The 18,991-nt window shown below is 71.7% G+C and carries 21 protein-coding genes; 7 read left to right on the forward strand and 14 right to left on the reverse strand.

The window, feature by feature from the left end; all coding sequences use genetic code 11:
- Nucleotides 1–30: 30 nt before the first annotated feature.
- The 3 genes from ACICHK_RS03410 to ACICHK_RS03420 form a co-directional block, all read right to left on the reverse strand.
- The gene (locus ACICHK_RS03410; RefSeq protein WP_406835604.1) at nt 31–1,284 is read right to left on the reverse strand and encodes an RNA polymerase sigma factor; all 1,254 of its coding nucleotides are present in this window, start codon (nt 1,282–1,284) and stop codon (nt 31–33) included.
- Nucleotides 1,281–1,682, reverse strand: a complete 402-nt coding sequence (locus ACICHK_RS03415) for a YciI family protein (protein WP_151471923.1) — start codon at nt 1,680–1,682, stop codon at nt 1,281–1,283. Before ACICHK_RS03415 ends, ACICHK_RS03410 begins: the two co-directional genes overlap by 4 nt.
- Before the next feature lie 228 nt (nt 1,683–1,910).
- On the reverse strand, nt 1,911–3,275 hold the full coding sequence (locus tag ACICHK_RS03420) for an NAD(P)-binding domain-containing protein (protein ID WP_406835605.1): 1,365 nt from the start codon (nt 3,273–3,275) through the stop codon (nt 1,911–1,913).
- Between the two features lie 113 nt (nt 3,276–3,388).
- Here ACICHK_RS03420 and ACICHK_RS03425 point away from each other — a divergent pair, with 113 nt between their 5' ends.
- Both ACICHK_RS03425 and ACICHK_RS03430 read left to right on the forward strand, forming a co-directional pair.
- Nucleotides 3,389–3,751 carry an ArsR/SmtB family transcription factor gene (locus tag ACICHK_RS03425; RefSeq protein ID WP_406835606.1) on the forward strand — a complete coding sequence of 121 codons (363 nt, stop codon included), beginning with the start codon at nt 3,389–3,391 and terminating at the stop codon, nt 3,749–3,751.
- Nucleotides 3,748–4,242, forward strand: coding sequence for an N-acetyltransferase family protein (locus ACICHK_RS03430; protein ID WP_406835607.1), 495 nt, complete (start codon nt 3,748–3,750; stop codon nt 4,240–4,242). Before ACICHK_RS03425 ends, ACICHK_RS03430 begins: the two co-directional genes overlap by 4 nt.
- Before the next feature lie 37 nt (nt 4,243–4,279).
- Here ACICHK_RS03430 and ACICHK_RS03435 read toward each other — a convergent pair whose 3' ends face one another.
- The 3 genes from ACICHK_RS03435 to ACICHK_RS03445 are packed head-to-tail and all read right to left on the reverse strand — an operon-like array spanning nt 4,280 to nt 6,484.
- Nucleotides 4,280–5,341 (reverse strand): ArsO family NAD(P)H-dependent flavin-containing monooxygenase, encoded by a 1,062-nt coding sequence (locus ACICHK_RS03435; RefSeq protein ID WP_406835608.1) that lies wholly within the window; start codon nt 5,339–5,341, stop codon nt 4,280–4,282.
- Complete coding sequence (locus ACICHK_RS03440) at nt 5,338–6,120, reverse strand: aquaporin (protein ID WP_406835609.1); 783 nt, start codon at nt 6,118–6,120, stop codon at nt 5,338–5,340. The genes ACICHK_RS03435 and ACICHK_RS03440 overlap by 4 nt, the downstream gene beginning before the upstream one ends.
- 49 nt (nt 6,121–6,169) lie before the next feature.
- Entirely contained in the window at nt 6,170–6,484 is a 315-nt protein-coding gene (locus ACICHK_RS03445; protein WP_406835610.1) for an ArsR/SmtB family transcription factor, read from the reverse strand.
- 106 nt (nt 6,485–6,590) lie between these two features.
- On the opposite strand from ACICHK_RS03445, the gene ACICHK_RS03450 reads away from it, so the two are divergent.
- The gene (locus ACICHK_RS03450) at nt 6,591–7,010 is read left to right on the forward strand and encodes an arsenate reductase ArsC (RefSeq protein WP_406835611.1); all 420 of its coding nucleotides are present in this window, start codon (nt 6,591–6,593) and stop codon (nt 7,008–7,010) included.
- Nucleotides 7,011–7,064: 54 nt separating this feature from the next.
- Here the strand turns inward: ACICHK_RS03450 and ACICHK_RS03455 are convergent, their stop codons facing one another.
- From ACICHK_RS03455 to ACICHK_RS03480, 6 genes are all read right to left on the reverse strand, one after another.
- On the reverse strand, nt 7,065–7,439 hold the full coding sequence (locus tag ACICHK_RS03455) for a VOC family protein (RefSeq protein WP_406835612.1): 375 nt from the start codon (nt 7,437–7,439) through the stop codon (nt 7,065–7,067).
- Nucleotides 7,440–7,684: 245 nt separating this feature from the next.
- On the reverse strand, nt 7,685–8,662 hold the full coding sequence (locus tag ACICHK_RS03460; protein WP_406835613.1) for a CU044_5270 family protein: 978 nt from the start codon (nt 8,660–8,662) through the stop codon (nt 7,685–7,687).
- Nucleotides 8,655–9,272: an RNA polymerase sigma factor gene (locus ACICHK_RS03465; RefSeq protein ID WP_151471914.1), complete on the reverse strand. Its 618-nt coding sequence runs from the start codon at nt 9,270–9,272 to the stop codon at nt 8,655–8,657. Before ACICHK_RS03465 ends, ACICHK_RS03460 begins: the two co-directional genes overlap by 8 nt.
- 140 nt (nt 9,273–9,412) lie before the next feature.
- Complete coding sequence (locus ACICHK_RS03470; RefSeq protein WP_406835614.1) at nt 9,413–9,796, reverse strand: hypothetical protein; 384 nt, start codon at nt 9,794–9,796, stop codon at nt 9,413–9,415.
- Nucleotides 9,793–10,365, reverse strand: coding sequence for a MarR family winged helix-turn-helix transcriptional regulator (locus tag ACICHK_RS03475; protein ID WP_406835615.1), 573 nt, complete (start codon nt 10,363–10,365; stop codon nt 9,793–9,795). Before ACICHK_RS03475 ends, ACICHK_RS03470 begins: the two co-directional genes overlap by 4 nt.
- Nucleotides 10,366–10,644: 279 nt before the next feature.
- The gene (locus ACICHK_RS03480) at nt 10,645–11,427 is read right to left on the reverse strand and encodes an SDR family NAD(P)-dependent oxidoreductase (protein WP_406835616.1); all 783 of its coding nucleotides are present in this window, start codon (nt 11,425–11,427) and stop codon (nt 10,645–10,647) included.
- Nucleotides 11,428–11,480: 53 nt separating this feature from the next.
- Between ACICHK_RS03480 and ACICHK_RS03485 the strand changes: the two genes are divergently transcribed.
- The 3 genes from ACICHK_RS03485 (at nt 11,481) to ACICHK_RS03495 (ending at nt 12,912) form a co-directional block, all read left to right on the forward strand.
- The gene (locus ACICHK_RS03485; protein ID WP_225860728.1) at nt 11,481–11,915 is read left to right on the forward strand and encodes a MarR family winged helix-turn-helix transcriptional regulator; all 435 of its coding nucleotides are present in this window, start codon (nt 11,481–11,483) and stop codon (nt 11,913–11,915) included.
- Nucleotides 11,916–11,981: 66 nt separating this feature from the next.
- Nucleotides 11,982–12,320, forward strand: coding sequence for a co-chaperone YbbN (locus ACICHK_RS03490; RefSeq protein ID WP_151471910.1), 339 nt, complete (start codon nt 11,982–11,984; stop codon nt 12,318–12,320).
- 253 nt (nt 12,321–12,573) lie between these two features.
- On the forward strand, nt 12,574–12,912 hold the full coding sequence (locus tag ACICHK_RS03495; RefSeq protein WP_151471909.1) for a nuclear transport factor 2 family protein: 339 nt from the start codon (nt 12,574–12,576) through the stop codon (nt 12,910–12,912).
- A 233-nt stretch (nt 12,913–13,145) separates the two neighbouring features.
- Here ACICHK_RS03495 and ACICHK_RS03500 read toward each other — a convergent pair whose 3' ends face one another.
- Together ACICHK_RS03500 and ACICHK_RS03505 are read right to left on the reverse strand one after the other, a co-directional pair.
- Nucleotides 13,146–14,153: a helix-turn-helix domain-containing protein gene (locus tag ACICHK_RS03500; RefSeq protein WP_406835617.1), complete on the reverse strand. Its 1,008-nt coding sequence runs from the start codon at nt 14,151–14,153 to the stop codon at nt 13,146–13,148.
- Nucleotides 14,154–14,290: 137 nt separating this feature from the next.
- On the reverse strand, nt 14,291–17,887 hold the full coding sequence (locus ACICHK_RS03505) for a S8 family peptidase (RefSeq protein ID WP_406835618.1): 3,597 nt from the start codon (nt 17,885–17,887) through the stop codon (nt 14,291–14,293).
- 446 nt (nt 17,888–18,333) lie between these two features.
- Between ACICHK_RS03505 and ACICHK_RS03510 the strand changes: the two genes are divergently transcribed.
- On the forward strand, nt 18,334–18,906 hold the full coding sequence (locus ACICHK_RS03510) for a MarR family winged helix-turn-helix transcriptional regulator (RefSeq protein ID WP_406835619.1): 573 nt from the start codon (nt 18,334–18,336) through the stop codon (nt 18,904–18,906).
- The last annotated feature ends 85 nt before the right edge of the window (nt 18,907–18,991 follow it).

An 18,991-nucleotide genomic window follows, 5' to 3' on the forward strand; every position in this document is an offset into this window, starting at 1 on the left:
AAGTGACGAAGAAGGCATGTGTCTATTACATCAGCGAGCCGTGTCGTGCGCCAGCCCCAGCCGGGCGGCCTTGGTCGTGAGGTAGCGCTGCTCGGGGACGCTGGTGGTGAGGGCGGCCGCCCGGCGGTAGTGGTACAGGGCCCCTGCCGGGTCCCCGGCCATCTCCAGCAGGTGGGCCCGCACCGCGTGCGTCCGGTGGTGGCCCTCGAGGGGACCGCGGTCCTGCGCGTCGAGTCGACCGAGCAGGGCCAGGGCGGCGGCCGGACCGTCGACCATCGCGAGGGCGACCGCCCGGTTGAGGGTGACCAGCGGGCTGCCCGTCATCTGTTCCAGCAGCTCGTACAGGCCGTGGATCTGTGGCCAGTCGGTGTCCTCGGCGCGGGCCGCGTCGTCGTGGACGGCCGCGATGGCGGCCTGCAACCGGTATGCGCCGGGACGCCCCCCGCGCGCGAACGTGCCGATCAGGAGCGCGGCGCCCTCCCGGATCAAGCGGCGGTTCCAGCGGGTGCGGTCCTGCTCGGCCAGGGGGACCAGCTCGCCGTGCGGGCCGGTGCGCGCGGGCCGACGGGCTTCGGTCAGCAGCATCAGGGCCAGCAGTCCGGCCACCTCGCCCTCGGCCGGCAGGATCCGGTGCAGCTGCCGGACCAGCCGGACGGCTTCCCCCGACAGGTCCGCGCGATGCAGCACCGGGCCCGTGGAGGCGGTGTAGCCCTCGTTGAACAGCAGGTACAGCACGTGCAGTACGGAGCGAAGCCGTGCCGACCGGTCCGGCGTGCCCGGCACGGGCACCTCGAACACCACCGACGACGCCTTCAAGCGCTGCTTGGCCCGGCTGATGCGCTGCGCCATCGTCGCCTCGGGCACCAGGTAGGCGGCGGCGATCTCCGCGGTCGTCAGTCCGCCGACCGCCCGCAGGGTCAGGGCGATCGCCGAGGCGGGTGTCAGTGCCGGATGGCAGCACATGAACAGCAGCGCCAGGGTGTCGTCGTCGGCCTGCTCCGCGGCCGGGGCCGGAACCTGCTCCCGCGCCACGCGTTCCTCGCGCTGCCGTCGTGCCGCCTCGCTGCGCACCTGGTCCGTGTAGCGGCGCGTGGCGGTCAGCAGCAGCCAGCCGCGCGGATTCTCCGGTGTCCCGTGGACGGGCCAGTGCCGGGCGGCGGCGATCAGCGCTTCCTGGACCGCGTCCTCGCACGCGTCGAAGTCACCCTGCCGCCGGGCGAGCAGGCCGAGGACCTGCGGCGCCAGCGAGCGCAGCAGGTCCTCGACACCAGGTCCGTCGGTCACAGGTCGAACGCGACGGCGTCCATCACCTGGCGCACCTCGACCGGTTGCCGCGTCGGAACCCCGCCGGGACCGGGCACCGCCGAGATCCGGGCCGCGATCTCCAGGGCGCGGGCCTCGGACTCCACGTCGACGACGTTGAACCCGGCCAGCACTTCCTTGGACTCCGGGAACGGCCCGTCGGTCACCACCGGGGCGGCGGCACCGTCCGAGCGCACGATCCTGGCCAGACGCGGATCGGCCAGCCCCGTGAACTGCACCATCTCGCCACTCGCGACCAACTCCTCGGTCAGCGCCGCGTAGTAGTCGAAGTGCGCCGTGATGTCCCCCGGAGCCCACTCGTCCATGGGCTGCTCGAACTCTCCACCGTCGTGGTTGACCATCAGCAGGAACTTCGGCACGTGAACTCCTTGATCGTCGGCGCGCCCAGTGTGACGCACTCCCCCTATGAACGGAGCCGCCGAGCCGCTCTCTACATCGCCCGGGACGATGTTCCTGTGACTTTGACGCCCACCTGGCCGACTGCGACTCGCAGTCGGCCAGGTGGGCGCACGCCCGGAACGTGCGGGTTGTGACCGGACCCCCGTCCCGGTCACGGCCCGCACGTCGTTCGAGGCGGACGCCCGGGGTCAGCAGCCTCCGGAAGCGGAGACCGGGCCGCCGATGGCCAGCGTGGCGGGGACCTCGCAGCAGCCTCCGCCGGTCTCCTCGGCGGCCGCGGGCTGATCGAAGAGACCGGCGCCACCGCACACTCCGGTCTCGGGGAGGGTGAGTTCGACGCGTTCGGCGGCTTCCTGGTCGCCGGCGAGGTGGGCGGCGACGGAGCGGACCTGCTCGTAGCCGGTCATGGCGAGGAAGGTCGGGGCGCGCCCGTAGGACTTCATGCCGACGAGGTAGACGTCCTTCTCCGGGTGGGACAGTTCGCCCTCGCCGTGGGGGTGGACGGTGCCGCAGGAGTGCTGGTTGGGGTCGATCAGCGGCGCGAGCGCGGTCGGGGCCTGGAGGCGCTCGTCGAGGCCGAGGCGGAGCTCGCCGAGGAAGGTGAGGTCGGGGCGCAGGCCGGTGAGGACGATGACCTCGTCGACCGGTTCGAGGCGGCGGCCGTCCTCGCCGACGAGGACCAGGCGGCCGTCGGTGTCGCGTTCGACGGCGTCGGTGCGGAAGCCGGTGACGGCGTCGGCGTGGCCGTCGTCGACGGCGGCCTTCGCCGCCAGGCCGAGGGCGCCGCGGGCGGGCAGCTGGTCGGCTTCGCCGCCGCCGAAGGTGGATCCGGAGATCCCGCGGCGGAGGATCCAGGTGGTGTGGGTGCCGGCGCCGTCGTCGGACTTGGCGAGGTCGGCGAGGTGGGCGAGTGCGGTGAAGGCGGAGGCGCCGGAGCCGATGACCGCGGTGCGCCTGCCGGCGTACCGGGGGCGGACGGCCGGGTCCTTCAGGTCCGGGATCCGGTAGGAGATCCGTTCGGCTGCGGCCTTCTCGCCGAGGGCGGGCAGGCCGCTGCCGCCGGCCGGGCCGGGGGTGGACCAGGTGCCGGAGGCATCGATCACGGCGCGGGCGTGAATCCGCTCCTCGGTGCCGTCGGGGCCGGTGCAGTGGATGACGAAGGGCTGGGCGTCACGGTCGGCGTCGACGATGCGGTCACGGCCCGCGCGGGAGACGCCGGTGACGGTGGCGTCGTAGCGGACCTTCTCGCCCAGGACGTCGGCCAGCGGCTGGAGGTAGAGGTCGGCCCAGTCGCCGCCGGAGGGGTAGGTGGCACCGTCGGGGCGGACCCAGCCGGTGGGGGCGAGGAGCTTCTCGGCGGCCGGGTCGACGACCTCGGACCAGGGGGAGAACAGCCGCACGTGCGACCAGGCACGCACCGCCGTCGCCGCGGCGGGCCCGGCCTCCAGCACCAGGGGCTCGGTGTCGCGCTCGATGAGGCGGGCGGCTGCGGCCAAGCCGACGGGGCCGGCGCCGATCACGACGACGGGCAGGTCTGCGGTGGATGCGTTCACGACGGGACTCCCCAGCTAATTCGACAAGTATCGATGTCCTGGGTTCCAGCCTGGCACCGATATCGACGTTCGTCAACATAGACATTCATCGAAGCTTCGGGGACGATGGGGGCATGACTACGAAGGTGTTGCCGCTGCTGGAGCCGGAGGCCGCGGCACCGTGCTGCCCGCCGCTGTCGGAACGACCGCTGACGGCCGGGGAGGCCGAGCGGACCGCGGTCATGTTCAAGGCCCTCGGCGACCCGGTGCGGCTACGCCTGTTCTCCCTGGTCGCCTCCCACGCGGGCGGGGAGGCTTGCGTGTGCGACATCTCCGACGTCGGGGTCTCCCAGCCCACCGTCTCCCACCACCTCAAGAAGCTCCGCGAGGCCGGCCTGCTCTCCTCCGAGCGGCGCGGCACCTGGGTGTACTACCGCGTCGAGCCGTCCGTGCTCGCCGCCATGGGCCGGCTCCTCACCCGCGCAGCCGGCGCATGACCATCCGCATCACGCCGTTGACCGGGGCGTATGCGGACGAGGTCCTGGCGATCCACCAGGCCGGCATCGACGAGGGCGACGCCACCTTCGAGACCACCGCCCCCACCTGGGCGGAGTTCGACGCGGCGAAACTGCCCGAGCACCGGTTCGCCGCCGTCGACGCCGACGGGAAGCTGCTGGGCTGGATCGCGGCCACCCGCGTCTCCGACCGGTGCGCGTACGCGGGCGTCGTCGAGCACTCCGTGTACGTCCACCCCGCCGCCCGCGGCCAAGGCGTTGCCGGGCGGCTCCTGGCCGCCCTGGTGGAGTCGACCGAGGCGGCGGGGATCTGGACGATCCAGTCCGGGATCTTCCCCGAGAACACCGCCAGCCTCGCCGTTCACGCCCGGGCCGGGTTCCGGGTGATCGGCACCCGCGAGCGGATCGGCCGCCACCACGGGGCCTGGCGCGACGTCGTGCTGCTGGAGCGCCGCAGCTCCCGCATCGACTGAACGCTCCGGCGGCACGGGCCCGGCCCGAGGGCCCGGCTCAGGTCCGCAGGAGTTCGGCGATCTCGCGGGCGGCTTCGCGCGCCGGGCGGCCCACCCCGATGAGCGTCGCGGAGGCCGGGCCCGTCCAGTCGCCGTAGCCGAGCAGGTGCAGGCGCGGTTCGTCCACGGCCCGGGTGCCGGCGGTGGCGATGCGCCCCCGGCTGCCGCGCAGGCGCAGCCCCGCGAAGGGGGCGAGCGCGGGTCGGAAGCCGGTGCACCATATGACCGCGTCTACTTCCGCCGCGCTGCCGTCAGCCCACCGAACGCCCGTGGTGGTGAGCCGGGCGAACATCGGCTCCGCGGCCAGGAGTCCGGCGTCGCGGGCGGCGCGTACGGACGGGACGGCGACGATGTCGCCGAGGGAGGCGACGCCCCCGGTGTCGGTGCGGCCTTCGTCCAGGGCGCGGCGTCGGGCGGTCGCCGCGTCGAACAGGGCGCGGCCGTCGATGTCGTCGGCGAGGTAGCGGGGCGGGCGCTGGGCGACCCAGGTCAGGTCGGTGCCGGCATGGGCGAGGTCGGCGGCGATCTGGGCGCCTGAGTTGCCGCCGCCCACGACGACGACCCGCTGTCCGGCGAACTCGGCGGGGTCCTGGTACTGGACGGTGTGGAGCCGGCGGCCGGTGTACTCGCGGCGGCCGGGGACGGCCGGGACGAAGGGGCGGGTCCAGGTTCCGGTGGCGCCGACGACCGCACGGGCCTGCCAGTCACCACCGTCCGTCGCGACCCGCAGGAAGGCGCCGTCCCGGCGGACCGCGGAGACCCGCACCCCGCGCCGCACGGGCAGGTCGTACCGCTTCTCGTAGTCGGCGAGGTAGTCCTCGACATGCCGCGCGTCCGGGTAGGTCCGGCCGGGCTGGACGGGCATGAGCCGCCCGGGCAGGGACGAGTACTCCGCGGGCGAGAAGAGCCGGAGGGAGTCCCAGGTGTGCTGCCACGCTCCGCCGGAGGCCGCCTGGGCATCGAGGATGACGTGCTCGATGCCCAGGCGGCGCAGGTGGTAGCCGGCGGCAAGCCCGGATTGGCCGCCGCCGATCACCACCACGTCCGTGCGCTGCGTCATGCCGAAGGCGTCCCGGCGCCGGTCCTGCCGCGCATGAAGATGACCGCGACCAGCGCCAGGCCGAACAACGCGCCGATCAGCTGCATGCAGATGAAGCCGGGCACCGAGGCCGGGGCGATGCCCGCGAAGGTGTCGGTGAACGCGCGGCCGATCGTGACGGCCGGGTTGGCGAAGGAGGTGGAGGAGGTGAACCAGTACGCGGCGCCGATGTAGGAGGCGACCGCGACGGGGGCGAAGCGGAGCCGGTCCGTACGCGCCAGGCCGAAGATCAGCAGGATCAGGCCGGCCGTCGCGACGACCTCGCCGAGGAGGAGGTTGCCGGCGGAGCGGTCGTGCTGGGACCACTTCACCAGCGGTTCGCCGAACATGGCGTCGGCGAGGATCGCGCCCGCGATCGCACCGGCGACCTGGGAGGGGACGTAGACGGCGAGCTCGCGGGCGTTCACACCGGCGCCGCCGCGGCGGGCGGTCCACCACTCGGCCAGCGTGACGGCGGGGTTGAAGTGGGCGCCGGAGACCGGGCCGAGGAGGGCGATCAGGACGCCGAGGCCGAAGACGGTGGCGGTGGAGTTGGCCAGCAACTGCAGGGCGACGTCGTCGGTGAGCCCAGTGGCCTGGATGCCGGAGCCGACCACGATCGCGACCAGGGCGGCGGTGCCGACCAGTTCGGCGGCCGCACGGGCGATCAGCGGGGTACGGGGCGGGGTCGCGCCGGGCGCGGTCCGCGGCGCCGTGTCGGCGGCCATGGCGTCGCTCGCGGCGGGCTCGGTGGCGGTCAAGGAAGGTTCTCCTCGGGCAGGTGAGGCAGGGCGGGCAAGGCGCGAGGGCCTACGGGCAGGACCGCTTGAGGTTCGCCTCGGCGGTGGTTCGCGCGGTCCGGGCGAGGTCGGCGAACTGACCGGCGAGCGTTTCGATGACTTCCGGGCGCAGGCGGTAGTAGATGTACCTCCCGCATGGCTCCGTCTCCACGACCCCGGCCTCCCGCAGCACCTTCATGTGGTTGGAGAGGTTCGTCTGCTTGGCGCCCGTTTCCTCCACGAGGTGGGTGGTGCAGAGCGTCTCGCGGGCGAGCAGGGTCACGATCTTGAGCCTGAGCGGGTCGGCGAGCACCCGGATCAGATCAGTGTCGACTGACGTCATCATCCGCTGATACTGTCACATCACCACGAGCTGATACCAGCCCTGGCTGAACCGTGCCGCCGGACGACGGTGGTGCCGCAGCCGCGCCTGCCACCACAAGGAAGAGCCGATGCCCGCGAACCCGCTCGCGTCCGTCCTGTTCGTCTGCATCCACAACGCCGGCCGCTCCCAGATGGCGGCCGGGTTCCTGCGCCACCTCGCCGGGGACCGTGTCGAGGTCCGCTCCGCCGGCTCGATGCCCGGCGACCGGATCAACCCCTCCGCAGTGGCCGCCATGGCCGAGCTGGGCATCGACATCTCCGACCAGAAGCCCAAGGTCCTCAGCCCCGAGGCCGCGCAGGCGTCGGACTACATCATCACCATGGGATGCGGCGACGCCTGCCCGTACTTCCCCGGCAAGACCTACCTCGACTGGCAGCTCGAGGACCCGGCCGGCCAAGGCGTCGAGGCCGTCCGCCCCATCAGGGATGAGATCAAGGGCCTCATCGAGGGCCTGATCGCCGAGATCGACACCAAGCAGAAGGCGTGACCCGGACACGCCCTGCCGGCCAGGCAGCGGTCAAGGCCACAGTCCCGGAACACGTCACCGGGCCGGGATCGGCTGGGTGAGGTTCACCGGGTTGCCGTCGGGGTCCTTGATGTGGGCGACGCGCTGTCCCCAGGGCATGTCGTCGGGGCCGCCGTGGACCGAGCCGCCCAGCGCCTCCACCCGGCCGAGCGTCTCGTCGACGTCGTCGACACCGATGCTGAGCACGATCCGCGGTGCCGCCCCGGCCGCCGCCTCCGCCTCCGTCTTGGCCACCAGCCCGAGGTCGGTGTCGCCGATGCGCAGGCCGAGGTAGAAGGCCGGGCCTTTTGCCGGTACCCGGAAGATCTCCTCGGCGCCGAACAACTTCGTGTAGAAGCCGGCCAGGACGTCCTGGTCGGCAGTGATGATCACTGGCTGGATGGTGGACATGGCACTCCTGTCGAGAACGGTCGCGTCGCCGGGTAGACCGTTCGAGGACGGTGAACTCATCGGCGGAACCGCTCCCGCCGGACGGTCCACGACACGGACCTCCGTCCACGACCGGCACGGGCACCCCGGAGCGAGGTCACGCCACCCCACCGTGAAAGTGCCTTCCCGGCCCGGAGTTCCCGGGCCGGGAGGGCACTTTCACGCTTCCGCACCGACGACGGCCTCGCCCGAACGGAACCGTGAGGCTACGGGCGCTCCTTCAGCCGGTCGACGATCGCCCACTCCACCACGTGCGACAGCTGGATGTACGTCTTGTCGCCGGACGCCGAGGTCCGTTCGTCGCGGAAGCCCAGGAATTCGTAGGACCCCGGGTCGAAGATGAGGTACTTGCCCTTCCCGAACGGGCTCTCGGGGCAGGAGATCCCCACCCCGGCGCGCCCGGCGGAGTCCTTCACTCCCGGGACCGCCTCGACACCGGGCACCAGGGCCAGCGCCTTGTACGCGGCGGGACGCAGCCCCTGGGGCAGCACCGGCCACTTCAGGAGCTCACCGAGCATGAAGTAGGCGTCGAACCAGTCCTGTGCGGTGAAGTCGCTCGTCGACCTGCTGGACGACCCGATGTCGGTGATGACCGGAATCAGTTTCTCCGGGTCGGTGGGCAGCCTCTTCAGCTCGCTCCACTTCCGGGGCGGCCACACGCCTTCGCCCTTCTTCATGGGTTTCTCCCAGATCACCCGGCCGAGTTCCATGGTCAAGGAGCGCTTGGAGCCGTCCACCGAGTCCCAGTTCACGTCCTCGTAGGTCTTGACCTCGCCGGTCCCGCGTTCCGTCTCCTTGATGATCCGCTTCGAGTAGATGTACTGGTCGTCGCGCGGCGCCACGGGCCTCTCGTGCCTGCCCGTCCGCGCCGCCGCCCCGTTCAGCACGGTCACGGCGCTGACGTTGCTCATCCTCGGGGTCGCCGTACCCGACACGCGGTCGGAGCGATCGCCCCCGTCGGCGCCGCCCTCGGTGATCAGCACCGCCGTTCCCGTGACCGCCACGGCGACCACCGCGGCGGTCGCGAGCCGGAGCGCGCGGCGTCGGCCGAGGACCGCGGCGGAGTGCCGCTGCGCACGCGCGATCGTGTTGAGCAGTCGGTGGCGGGCCTCCGCCCGGGCCGGGTCGGTGAGCGGGGCGGCGTCCGCGTCCCAGTCCCGCAGCAGTTCGAGTTCGTCAGTCATGGCCGGGTACCTCTCGCAGTGTCGTCGGATCGGATCCGCCCAGCGCTTCACGCAGCTTGCCGCGAGCCCGGTGCAACCGTGATCTGACCGTGCCGATGGGAACGCCGAGGGCCTGGGCCACCTCCTCGTAGCCGAGACCGCCCCACGCCACCAGCAGCAGTACGTCCCGGTGCCGTGCGGACAGCGCGGCCAGTCCCGCCGCCAGCTCGCGGCGTACGGCCTGCGCTCCCACCCGGGCCGCGGCACGGTCGGCCAGTGGCTCCTCGTGGTCGGCCGGGACCGGGACGCGGGCCAAGGCCCTGAAACGGCGGCCCTCGGCCCGCCGGTGCCGGCCGACCAGGTTGGTCGCTATGCCGAACAGCCAGGGCCGGGCGCCGTCGCCCGTGGCCCGCGAGGGGTCGTACCGGTGCCGCTGCTGGAAAGCGGTGGTGAAGGTCTCCGCCATGAGGTCGTCGGCCGGCTCGTCACCGAGCCTGCGGGCCAGATAGCGGTGCACCTCATCCGCGTACCGGTCGAAGAGCACGGCGAATGCTTCGGGTTCGTCCCGGGACCGCGCAATCACCGAGGCATCGCTCTCCGCCCCCGTGCGGACGCCTGGCTCGACGGTCATCGGGGCTCCTCTCGTTCAGGGGAACATGCTTCGAAGGTTTGGGCTTTCACCTCTCCTTCGCCGCTCGCCCCCGACGGGTTCCATCGGTGCCCCGGCCGATGTCGTCGAGGCGGCCGGGCGCGGCCTGGCCGTGGCCGGTGTCAGGACGGGGTGACCGCCCGCATGACGGCGTGCCAGGGGGTGGCGTCGAAGATGAGGCGGATGGCATCGATCCGGCCGTCGGTGAGGTGGAAGTGTTCGGCCGTGCGCTGGGTTCCGACGGCCGGGACCGAGGTGTGGACGTCGTAGAGCAGGGTGGCCTCGCTCTCGCCGTACAGTTCGCTGACCAGATCGACGCCGCTCACGATCCCCAGGAAGGCGTCCAGCCCGCCGAGATGGCCGTGCGGGCTGTCGGAAGTCAGCAGGGGGCTCTGGAAGCGGAAGGGCTCGGCGAGAGTCCGGACGGCGGCGGGGACGTCGCCACGGAACCGGGCCTGGTGGTAGGCGCGGACGGTGGCGCGTGTCGTGGTCGTGGCGCTTGTCATGCGGAGGTGGCTCCTTCGGCGGCGGCGAGGTGGGCGGCGATGCGCTGCTGGTTCTGGACGAGGCGCAGGCACAGGTGGCGGAGCTGGTGGAGTTCGGCGTCGGTGAATCCGTGGAACAGCGCCGCCATCGCCCTTTGCGTCGGCGCCCGGAACTCGTCCAGCCACGTCAGGCCGGCCGGGGTGATGCGGGCGAGGACGGACCGGCGGTCCCCGGGGTCGGGGTCGCGTCGTACGAGTCCCTGGCTTTCGAGCGTGTCGACCAAGCCGGTGGCGTTGCGGGCCGTCATGCCCGCGGAGCGCGCGAGGTCGCCGAGATGCGCACCGGCCTCCCCGAGAGTGCGCAGCCGGATCAGGACGTCGACGGCTCCGGCGCTGAGGCCCCGGCCTTCCGAGCCGTGTGCGCGAAGCCGTTCGACGGACCTGTGCGCGGCACGCGCGGCGGCTGCCGCCTCCAGGCGGAGGATGTCCTCCCCTGCCGCGAACTCGGCCATCGAAGCGCGGACTTGAGGGTCGTGGAGCAGCCCGTCCGCGTCACGGGTGAGCTCATCCGCATTAGTTACGTGCTTCATAATGAAGTACTACCGAAACTTGTCAGGTTCAGTCAAGGCGGGGAGGCGTCCGGGACGGCGGGGCCGACGCCGGGGTCCGCCGGTCACCGCACGCGGCAATGACAGGCGGGGCACCCAGCGACAGCACGCAGCAGGCAGCAGGCAGCAGGCAGCAGGGCAACCTCTCGCCGATGCCGGCGCGAGTGGCCGCATCGGAATCGGAGACACGCACTCCCCCAGGACGGGCCCCTGCGACCGGACCCGACGGGAGAAACCTCGCGACCTACCGGAGTGACGCCCTCACGCCACCCGGTCCTCGATCCAGGCCACCACGCGACCCCGCGCGCGAGCGTCGAGGGCCTGCTCGTGGGGTTGTGCGCGCTCGAACCGATGGAAGTACGCGCCGCGCACGTCGGCCAGTTCGGAGTCGAGTGCCACCCGGAGGACCGCCAGCGTCCCGTCGTCGAGCGTCGAGGCTATGGGGAATCCTCCCTCGACGACCATGGGGGTGGGCATCTCCCGTGCCGGGTGGACGACGTTCACCGGAACACCGTCTCGGGCCAGCTCGATCGCGGACATCACCAGGGCGACCTTGCTGCGGCAGTAGGCCCGGATCCCGGCGTAGTCGCGCTCGTGGTTCAGATCGTCCAGGTCGAGCGGCAGCTGTCCCATGCTGCCCACCTGCACGATCCGCCCCGCGGGGGTCAGCGCACCGGACAGCTCCCGGGCGATCAGGTGCGGCGTGATCGCGTTCACCGCCATCCGCAGCTCGACCCCCGCGGCGTTGGTCTCCCTGAGGGCGGGATCGGCTCCGCCACCGACCGCGGCATTGTTCACCACGAGGTCCAACCGGCCCTCCCCGGCGACGGTCCGGCACATCCGCCGGACCGCCACGTGGTCGGACAGGTCGCACTCGACGACCAGCGGTGCGGGCGCCCCCATCGCCCTCACGGCCGCCACCACGTCGTGCGCTCGCGTCGCGGTGCGCACGGGCAGCACCAGCCTCCAGCCGCGCCGGGCCAGGTCCAGCGCGATCTCGCGCCCGAGCCCGGAGGCGACCCCTGTCACCAAAGCAGTATTCATGCCTTGAAGATTATCAAGAGCTTGATGGTCTTCAAGGGCCGTAAGCTGGACGCATGGCACTGACGGTGAGCGAGCGGCTCGGGTACGACATCAAGGCCACCGAGATCGCGTTCATGACGGCGAAGACCGAGGCCCTGCGGTCGATGGGCCTCACGGTGGCCCAGTACGCCGCCCTGCTGGCACTTCGCGACAACCCCGGGATCAGCGGCGCGGGCATCGCCAGAGCGTGCCTGGTCACCCCTCAGGCATCGGCGGCCACGCTGAAGACCCTGGAGGCCAAGGGCCTGGTCGTGCGCGAGCAGGACGACTGGAACCGCAACAGCCGGCCCAACCGCCTCTCCGACGAGGGACAGCGCCTGATCGGCCTCGCGGACTCCGCCGCCGGCGCGGTCGAGCAGCGCATGTACGACGCCCTCGCCCCGGCGGACCGCGACACACTGCGACGCCTCCTCGGCCAGTGCCGGGCCGCGATCGCGGAGAACCCCTGACCACGTGCCCTCATCGCGCAGGGGAAGATGGGGAGCAAATGACGGAACGCGAGGTCAGGAGCCTCCATGGTGAAGCGGGTTCACCGACCCCGTGAGGACGCGGAGTTCGACTTCATCCTCAGGATGAGCGCGGTCCCGGTCCTCGCGTACTTCACCGGGACGTGGCCCAAGGCCGTCGAGCCCTGCCGGACGATGGACCTCGTCGTGGGTGCCGTCGCCGACGAGTACGCCGGCCGTCTGACGGCCGTCCGCGCCGACATCACGCGCTGCCCGGACACGACCAAGCGCCACGGGGTCACCGGAGCCCCTTCCTGCGTCCTGCTGAAGGACGGGGAGGCGGTGGCACACGCCACGGGGCCCATGACCACCACCGAGGTACGGAAGTTGCTGGACGACCACCTCTGAGCCGCCGGACGAGGCGGCAACGCGAGGACGCCCCGACTGCTGCGGCAGCCCACGAGACGGGGACGATGCGGCAGCCCGCGAGCGCCGAGCCCGGCGGATCGCCGAACGCCGGGCGGGCGGCTACTCTGAAGACCCGCCGTTCCGGCTCGGGCCCCGCGGTGCTCCCGGCCGACGTCGGGTCGCGGTTTCGCCGATCGCGGCGCACCTGGCGCGGCCCCCGGCGCACTGCCCGGCTCCGACCGAGGGACGTCGAATGAATGACACTCCGACACACATCGTCGAGGCGGCGTTCCGCCACTACCGGTCACAGGATCGCGAGGCGGCTCTCCCCCTCTACGCCGACGACTTCACCTTCACCAGTCCGCAGGACGACCACATCGACAAGGCGGCGTTCTTCGAACGGTGCTTCCCCACTGCCGGCCGGCTCACGGAGCAGCGACTGCTGCACGTGACTCCCGCGGATCGGGAACTCGTCTTCGCCCACTACGAATACGAGCTCACCACGGGCGAACGTCATCGCAATGTCGAGGCGATCACGGTGCGCGACGGGCTGATCCGAGAGGTGCAGGTCTTCTTCGGCGGCAAGGTCTGATCCTGCCGCCCGCCAGGACGTGCACGCACGGGCCGACCGTCGCCGAGCACAGCGGCCGGTCGTCCTCGCGCAAAGGAGGCCCGACGGCGATCACCTCGGTTCCTCCGGCCGACTACCGCTGCAGGTCGCACTCGTCGAGATGCCCGGCTCCAGACGGTCATGCGCGCCGAGGGAGTTGGCCACGGTGGTGCTCCGGCATCCGGCCGGGTACGTTGCGGCAGACAGGTCGAGGTTCAGCGCGTCGGTCCCGGCAGTGGCTCTGCCCAGCCGTGCCGGACCGCGTGGCCGCCGAGCTGCAGCCGGGTACGGACTCCGGCCATGTCCATGAGGTGGCGCAGGCGTCGATGCAGCGTACGCGGTGACACGCCCAGCTGGGCAGCGGCCGTCTGGTCGGTCAGACCGGCCAGCAGGAGCGCGAGGATCCTCCGGTCGAGGTCGGTCGGTCCTTCCGCACCGACCTCCACGGTGGTGTCGGCTTCCGTGCCGGCGTCCGACAGTTCGAGCGGGTGGGCGGTGCGCCATACCGTCTCGAACAGCGCGTCCAACGCGTCCAACAGGCCGCTGCGGTGCAGTAGTACGGCTCCCGGCTCTCCGGCCGGTGTGACGGCGAGCGGGACCAGGCCGAGGTCGGCGTCGGCCAGCACGAGCTTCATCGGCAGTCGGTCGGCGACACGCAGGAGCACGCCGTTGCGCAGGGAATCGACGGCATCGGCGACGATGCCCGGCTCTGCCAGGACCGCCCGGTCCAGCACTGCCCGGAAGTGCACGCCGCGGCCGATGGCCATGGGTTCGGCCGTGTTCTCGTCGGGCGGGACGGCGAGGAACGGCGCGGTGATGAAGGTGCGGACCTGCGTGCGGGCCGCCTGCTGCACCTGGAGGAAGCGATGGCGGATGGCGTCGCGGCCCGTGACGACTTCGATCAGATCGCTGATGCTGTTCCCGGTCATCGCCGCCCGGTGTTCCTCGGCGAGGGTCACCAGCGCCTGCTCGGCCATCCGCAGCCCGTCGCGGCGCTGGGTGATGAGAGCGCCGAACGCCACGGCCGGTGGCGCGGCGGTGAACCGCTCGTCCGCCGTCCCGATCACCAGTCCCCAATCGACCAGTCGGGACAAGGCCTTGTCGACCTGGGCCCGCGGCACGGCGAGCAGATCCGACAGGAGCGTCGCGGTGGAGGTCGGCCGTTTGACCAGCGCCCGGTAGACGGACTCGTCATCGGGTTCGAGGCCCAGGACATCCAGCATCGGCGACCGTGCTCCTTCCGCTTGCCGCAGCGGGGAGAGTATGCGCCATGGCGGCAGACCCTGAGTAGCCCCTGCTGGGAGCGGGTGTGACGGGAAGGGCCCCGGGGATTCACCTCCCCGGGGCCCGACGGTGCGGGTCATCGCAGGCCGTACGCCCGGATGATCTCGTTCTTGACGCTGAAGCCGCGGTCCGTCCCGGTGCTCGCGCGGACGGAGATGAAGCCCCCACGCTTCTTCGCCGTCCTGAACGACCCCTTCCAGTAGCCGTCGGCGCACTTGGTCAGGGTCACCTTCTGCCAGGTGGCGCCGTCGTCGTACGAGACGTCCAACTTCACCGTGGTGACCTTGCCCGGCACGGTGCCGAGGTCCATCGACACCGGCTTGAGCGCGATCCGCTGGGTCGCGTCGGCCTTGACGTCGCCGTGCAGGTCCGACTCCAGCTTGTAGTCCAGGTTCAGCACCGAGAACGGCTCGAAGGCGTCCGAGTCGACGGTGTCGGACATGAACGTCCACTCGGTGTGGGTGCGCGTCGACAGCCGGAAGACGTCACCGGGCCGCTCCACGTCGAGGACGGCGCGGTAGGGCAGGTTGCCCGCCGGCACCTCCTCCCACTGCATGTCTCCGCTGACCGGGTTGTCGTGGATCAGCGTGTCGCCCTGGAAGACCTGCAGGTGTGACGGCGTCTCACCCCACGGGAGGTAGCCGCCCAGCCGCATGGTGTCGCTCGCGGAGGCCCACGCCTGCACGTTCCAGGTCATGTGGTTCTGCCAGCGGGAGTTGTACACACCGAAGGATTCGCTCTGGCCGGGCCGGGTCGCCGGGGCGAACCAGTCCAGACGGGTGGTGCTGCCCTTGGCGTACGTGTTGTCGCCCGACACCATCGACCACGGCAGGGCGCCGTCGACACCCTGCGTGTGGAACTCCCTCCAGTCCTGGCCCGGAGTCACCCACTCGGTGCGGGTGCCCGGGTGCCATTCGCGCTCGGGGAGGTTGAACGACGGGCTGAGGGTGAAGTCGGACCGGTAGCCTTCCGCCGCCCCGCCGTCCGCGGCCGAGTAGTAGCGGGCGTCGATCCGCGCGAGGTCACGCTTGGCCGGCTTGTAGACCAGGGCCCGGTCCGGCACCTGGCCGGGGTAGTTCCGGGTCAGGTCGTAGACGAACGGCGTGTACTCGGTCTGCTTCACGGTCAGCTTGAAGACACCGGCCTTGGCCATCGAGACGAGGGTCTTGCCCGCGTCGCGGTGCACGGCGGCGACCGGGACGGCCGACTCGCCGACGTACTCCGCCAGAGCACCGACACCGTCGTTGACCACGATCAGCGCCTTCGCACCGGCCGCCGCCGCGGCCTCGGCGCGCTCCTGCGGCGAGACCTCGTCACTGCGCCTGACGACGACGACCTTCCCCTTGGCCCTGACCTTCTCGTACTCGGCGGCCGAGCCGTTGCCCGCGTAGACGGCGCCCAGCGTGTCCGTGGCGGTGCCCAGGGCACTGCCCGCCTGCACCAGTGCGTCGAAGCGGAGGCGACCGCCCTGCGTGGTCAGGCCGAGCAGCGGCTCACCCTTGCGCCAGCGGGTGGTCAGGATGAACTCGCCCTGCTTCATCGGCTCCGTCGGCGCGACGTAGACGTCGTCGTACGTCTGCGGCAGCACGTACGCGCTGCGGTAGTCCAGGTACGGGTCGAGGCCCTCGTAGTGGACGTTGAAGTCGACCTTGCGCTGACGGTCCTCGGTGCGCTGCGGCGCCTCGGTCCGCAGCAGGCGTGCCTTGCTCGCGTCCAGCACCACGTCCGCGGAGCCGTCCTCGAGGACGGTCTCCGGGGCGACCAGCACGGCCAGACCCGAGCGGTCCGCCTTCTCACCGGCCACGTCGAGGTATCCCGCGACGGTGTACGTACCGGGTGCCATGCGCATGGTGGTCGAGCCGTCGACGTAGATGCTCCACGGCCAGGAGTCGCCGGCCAGGTTGATCCCGACCCAGCCGGCAGCGGGCTTGCCGTCCCGGCCGACCAGCTTGATGTTCAGGTCGTAGCGCTCGTCCTCCTTGAGCAGCGCCACGGACGTGCGGGTCACCGGCTTCCCGGTGGCCGCGTCGGTGGCCGTCACGTAGCCGACGTGCCGACCGGCCGAGGCGGCTCGCGGGTCGCCGGTCACCGGGACGGCGGCGGTGCCGCCCGCGGGGACGGTCACCTCGGTCGCCCCGAGCGCGAACGGGCCGCCGCCGTCGGTCAGCGCCAGCTTCAGCGTGACGTCGGCCGAACCCGTGTTGGTGTAGGTCAGGTCCTTGGTGACGGCGACGTCGCTCGGCTTCTGCGGCCATGTGTAGCTGCCGAAGAAGAGCGATCCGGTGCCGCGGACCGTGGTGCGCACGGCGGCGGCCACGTCGACGCGGCCGGTGCCGACCTCGTACGGCGAGTACTCGTCGTCCAGACCCTTCGCGGTGCTCATCAGCTGTTCCTTGAGCTGAGCGCCGGTCCAGTCCGGGTGCCGCTGGGCCAGGACCGCCGCCGCGCCGACCACGTGCGGGGTGGCCATGGAGGTGCCGCTGAGGGTGCGGTAGAGACCCTCCCCTCCGTCGGTCATGTCCTGCGAGCGGGCCGCGGTGATGTCCACGCCGGGCGCAGAGATGTCCGGCTTCATGCCGCCGGAGTAGGTCAGCGGGCCGGTGCTGGAGAAGGACGCGAGCCGGTCCTGCTTGTCCGTGGCGGCCACGGTCAACGCCGAGGAGGCCGCGCCCGGGGCGGAGATGCTCTCCGGGCCCGCGTTGCCGGCGGCGACGACGAACAGGGTGCCGTACCGCGCGGACAGCGCGTCCACCGTCTGCGACATCGGGTCGCTGCCGTCCGTCGGGTAGGAGTCGCCGAGGCTCATGTTGACGACGTCCGCACCGGACTCGGCGGCCCACTGCATGCCGGCCATGACCCAGGAGTCCTGGCCGTAGCCCTCCGCGCCGCCGAGCACCTTGCCGACGAACAGGTCGGCGCCGGGGGCGACGCCCTTGTAGTCGCCTCCGGAAGCGGCGCCGGAGCCGACGATCGTGCTCGCCACATGGGTGCCGTGGCCGTTGACGTCGGTGACGTCCTCGCCCGGCACGAAACTGGTCGTACCGTCGATCACGCCGGCGAAGTCGGGGTGGTTGACGTCGATTCCGGTGTCGAGCACCGCGACCTTGACGCCCTTGCCGGTGTAGCCGTCCTTCCAGGCCTCGGGCGCGCCGATCAACGGCACGCTCTCCTTCAGGTTCGCCTTCACACGACCGTCGAGCCACAGTTTCGACACACCCGCGCCCAACGTCTTGCCGCCCTGCGGCGCGACGGTGGTCCAGAAGGTGCGGGCCTTGCGCTTCTCGGTGCTCAGCGCGGCGCCGCGGACGCCTTCGAGCCTGCGGGTCAGCTTGCTGCCGCGGGGGGCCGTCGGCTCTGCGGCGGAGCGGGACTTCGACGCGGCGTACGACGCGATCAGCGGCACCGTGGCCGACTTCGCGTCGTCGTAGCCCATCTCGATCAGGTCGGTGACGTTGAACAACCGCCGGTCCAGCTTCTTCGTGCCCAGCAACGGAGCCGCCTCGTCCGGGACGACGAACAGATCGCCCCCGACCTGCTGGATCTTCACGCCCCCGACGGCGCTGTCCGGACGGTCGACGGCGGCGGTCTGCTTGCCGTCGGCCATGGTGGTGACGGTGACGACGTCGCCGGTGACCAGGGTGACCTTGTGGGTCGCTGAGGGCTTGGCGGGCACCGCGGGCTTGCTCGGAGCGGCTTGTGCGGGCGCTTGCAGAAGCGCAAGCCCCGACGCCAGCAACGGCAACGCGGTAGCGACGGACAGCAGCCGCCGACGCCTGCGCCGAAAGGCGGAAGGCTGGGAGGGGGAAGACATGGCACGGGTCTACCGGCCGGTTCAGGCGGACGTGAAGGCCGGGTGGCGGCAAGTCCTTGCCATGGCAAGGACTTGCCGCCCGCAAACCGCGCGCGTCCGGGCACGGTCGCACTTTTCGGACATGGACGTTCAGCCGTCCATGACTGCCGACCTGGGACCGTCGCAAGGCTGTCCCACGCTGCTCCATGTCCTGGCCGTGCTCGCGCAGGAACAGGCGACCGCGGGCCCGCACCACGAACGAACCGACGAGCCGGGGCCGGGAGGCCGTCCCGTACAATTTGGGTCCGAACGATCAAGGGAGCGTGCCCGTGCCCGGCCATCGGTCCATCACCGAAGCGGAAAAGCTGGCGGCTGCGAAGCTGGGCGGCATACCGATACACCGCGAGCAGATGGCGGTCGTCGCGAACATCTACCGCGCCGCCTCCGCGGTCCGCCAGCACCTCGAGAACTCGGTCCTGCGCGACGCCGATCTGACCTGGACGTCCTTCGTCGTGCTCTGGGTGGTCTGGGTCTGGGGCGAGACGGAGACCCGGTACGTCGCCGAGGAGGCCGGAATCTCCAAGGGCACGCTCACCGGTGTCTCACGGACCCTGGAGGGACGGGGGCTGATGACACGGACCGGCCACCCCTCCGACGGCCGGCTCAAGCTGCTCGGCCTCACCGACGAGGGCGAGGCGCTGATGCAGCGCCTGTTCCCGCGCTTCAACGAGGAAGAGGCGTTCGTCGCCTCACGGCTCAGCGGCGAGGAGTGCCACACCGTCGCCGAAGGGCTGCGGCAGGTCGTGCGCCAGGTCGAGGAGGAGGGCGAGGAACGCCGCCTCACCCTCCTCGACGGCGCCGAACCGGCACCCCGCCGCAGCGGCCGGCGGGCGAAGGGCTGACGGGGCCGGGGGCCGGCAGGGCCGACGGGCGAAAGGCCGTGGCTCATGGTCCCGGCGGCCGGGACCATGAGCCATGGCCGCACGA

It is taken from the genome of Streptomyces sp. AHU1 (assembly GCF_045343905.1).
Lineage (GTDB): Bacteria > Actinomycetota > Actinomycetes > Streptomycetales > Streptomycetaceae > Streptomyces > Streptomyces triticiradicis.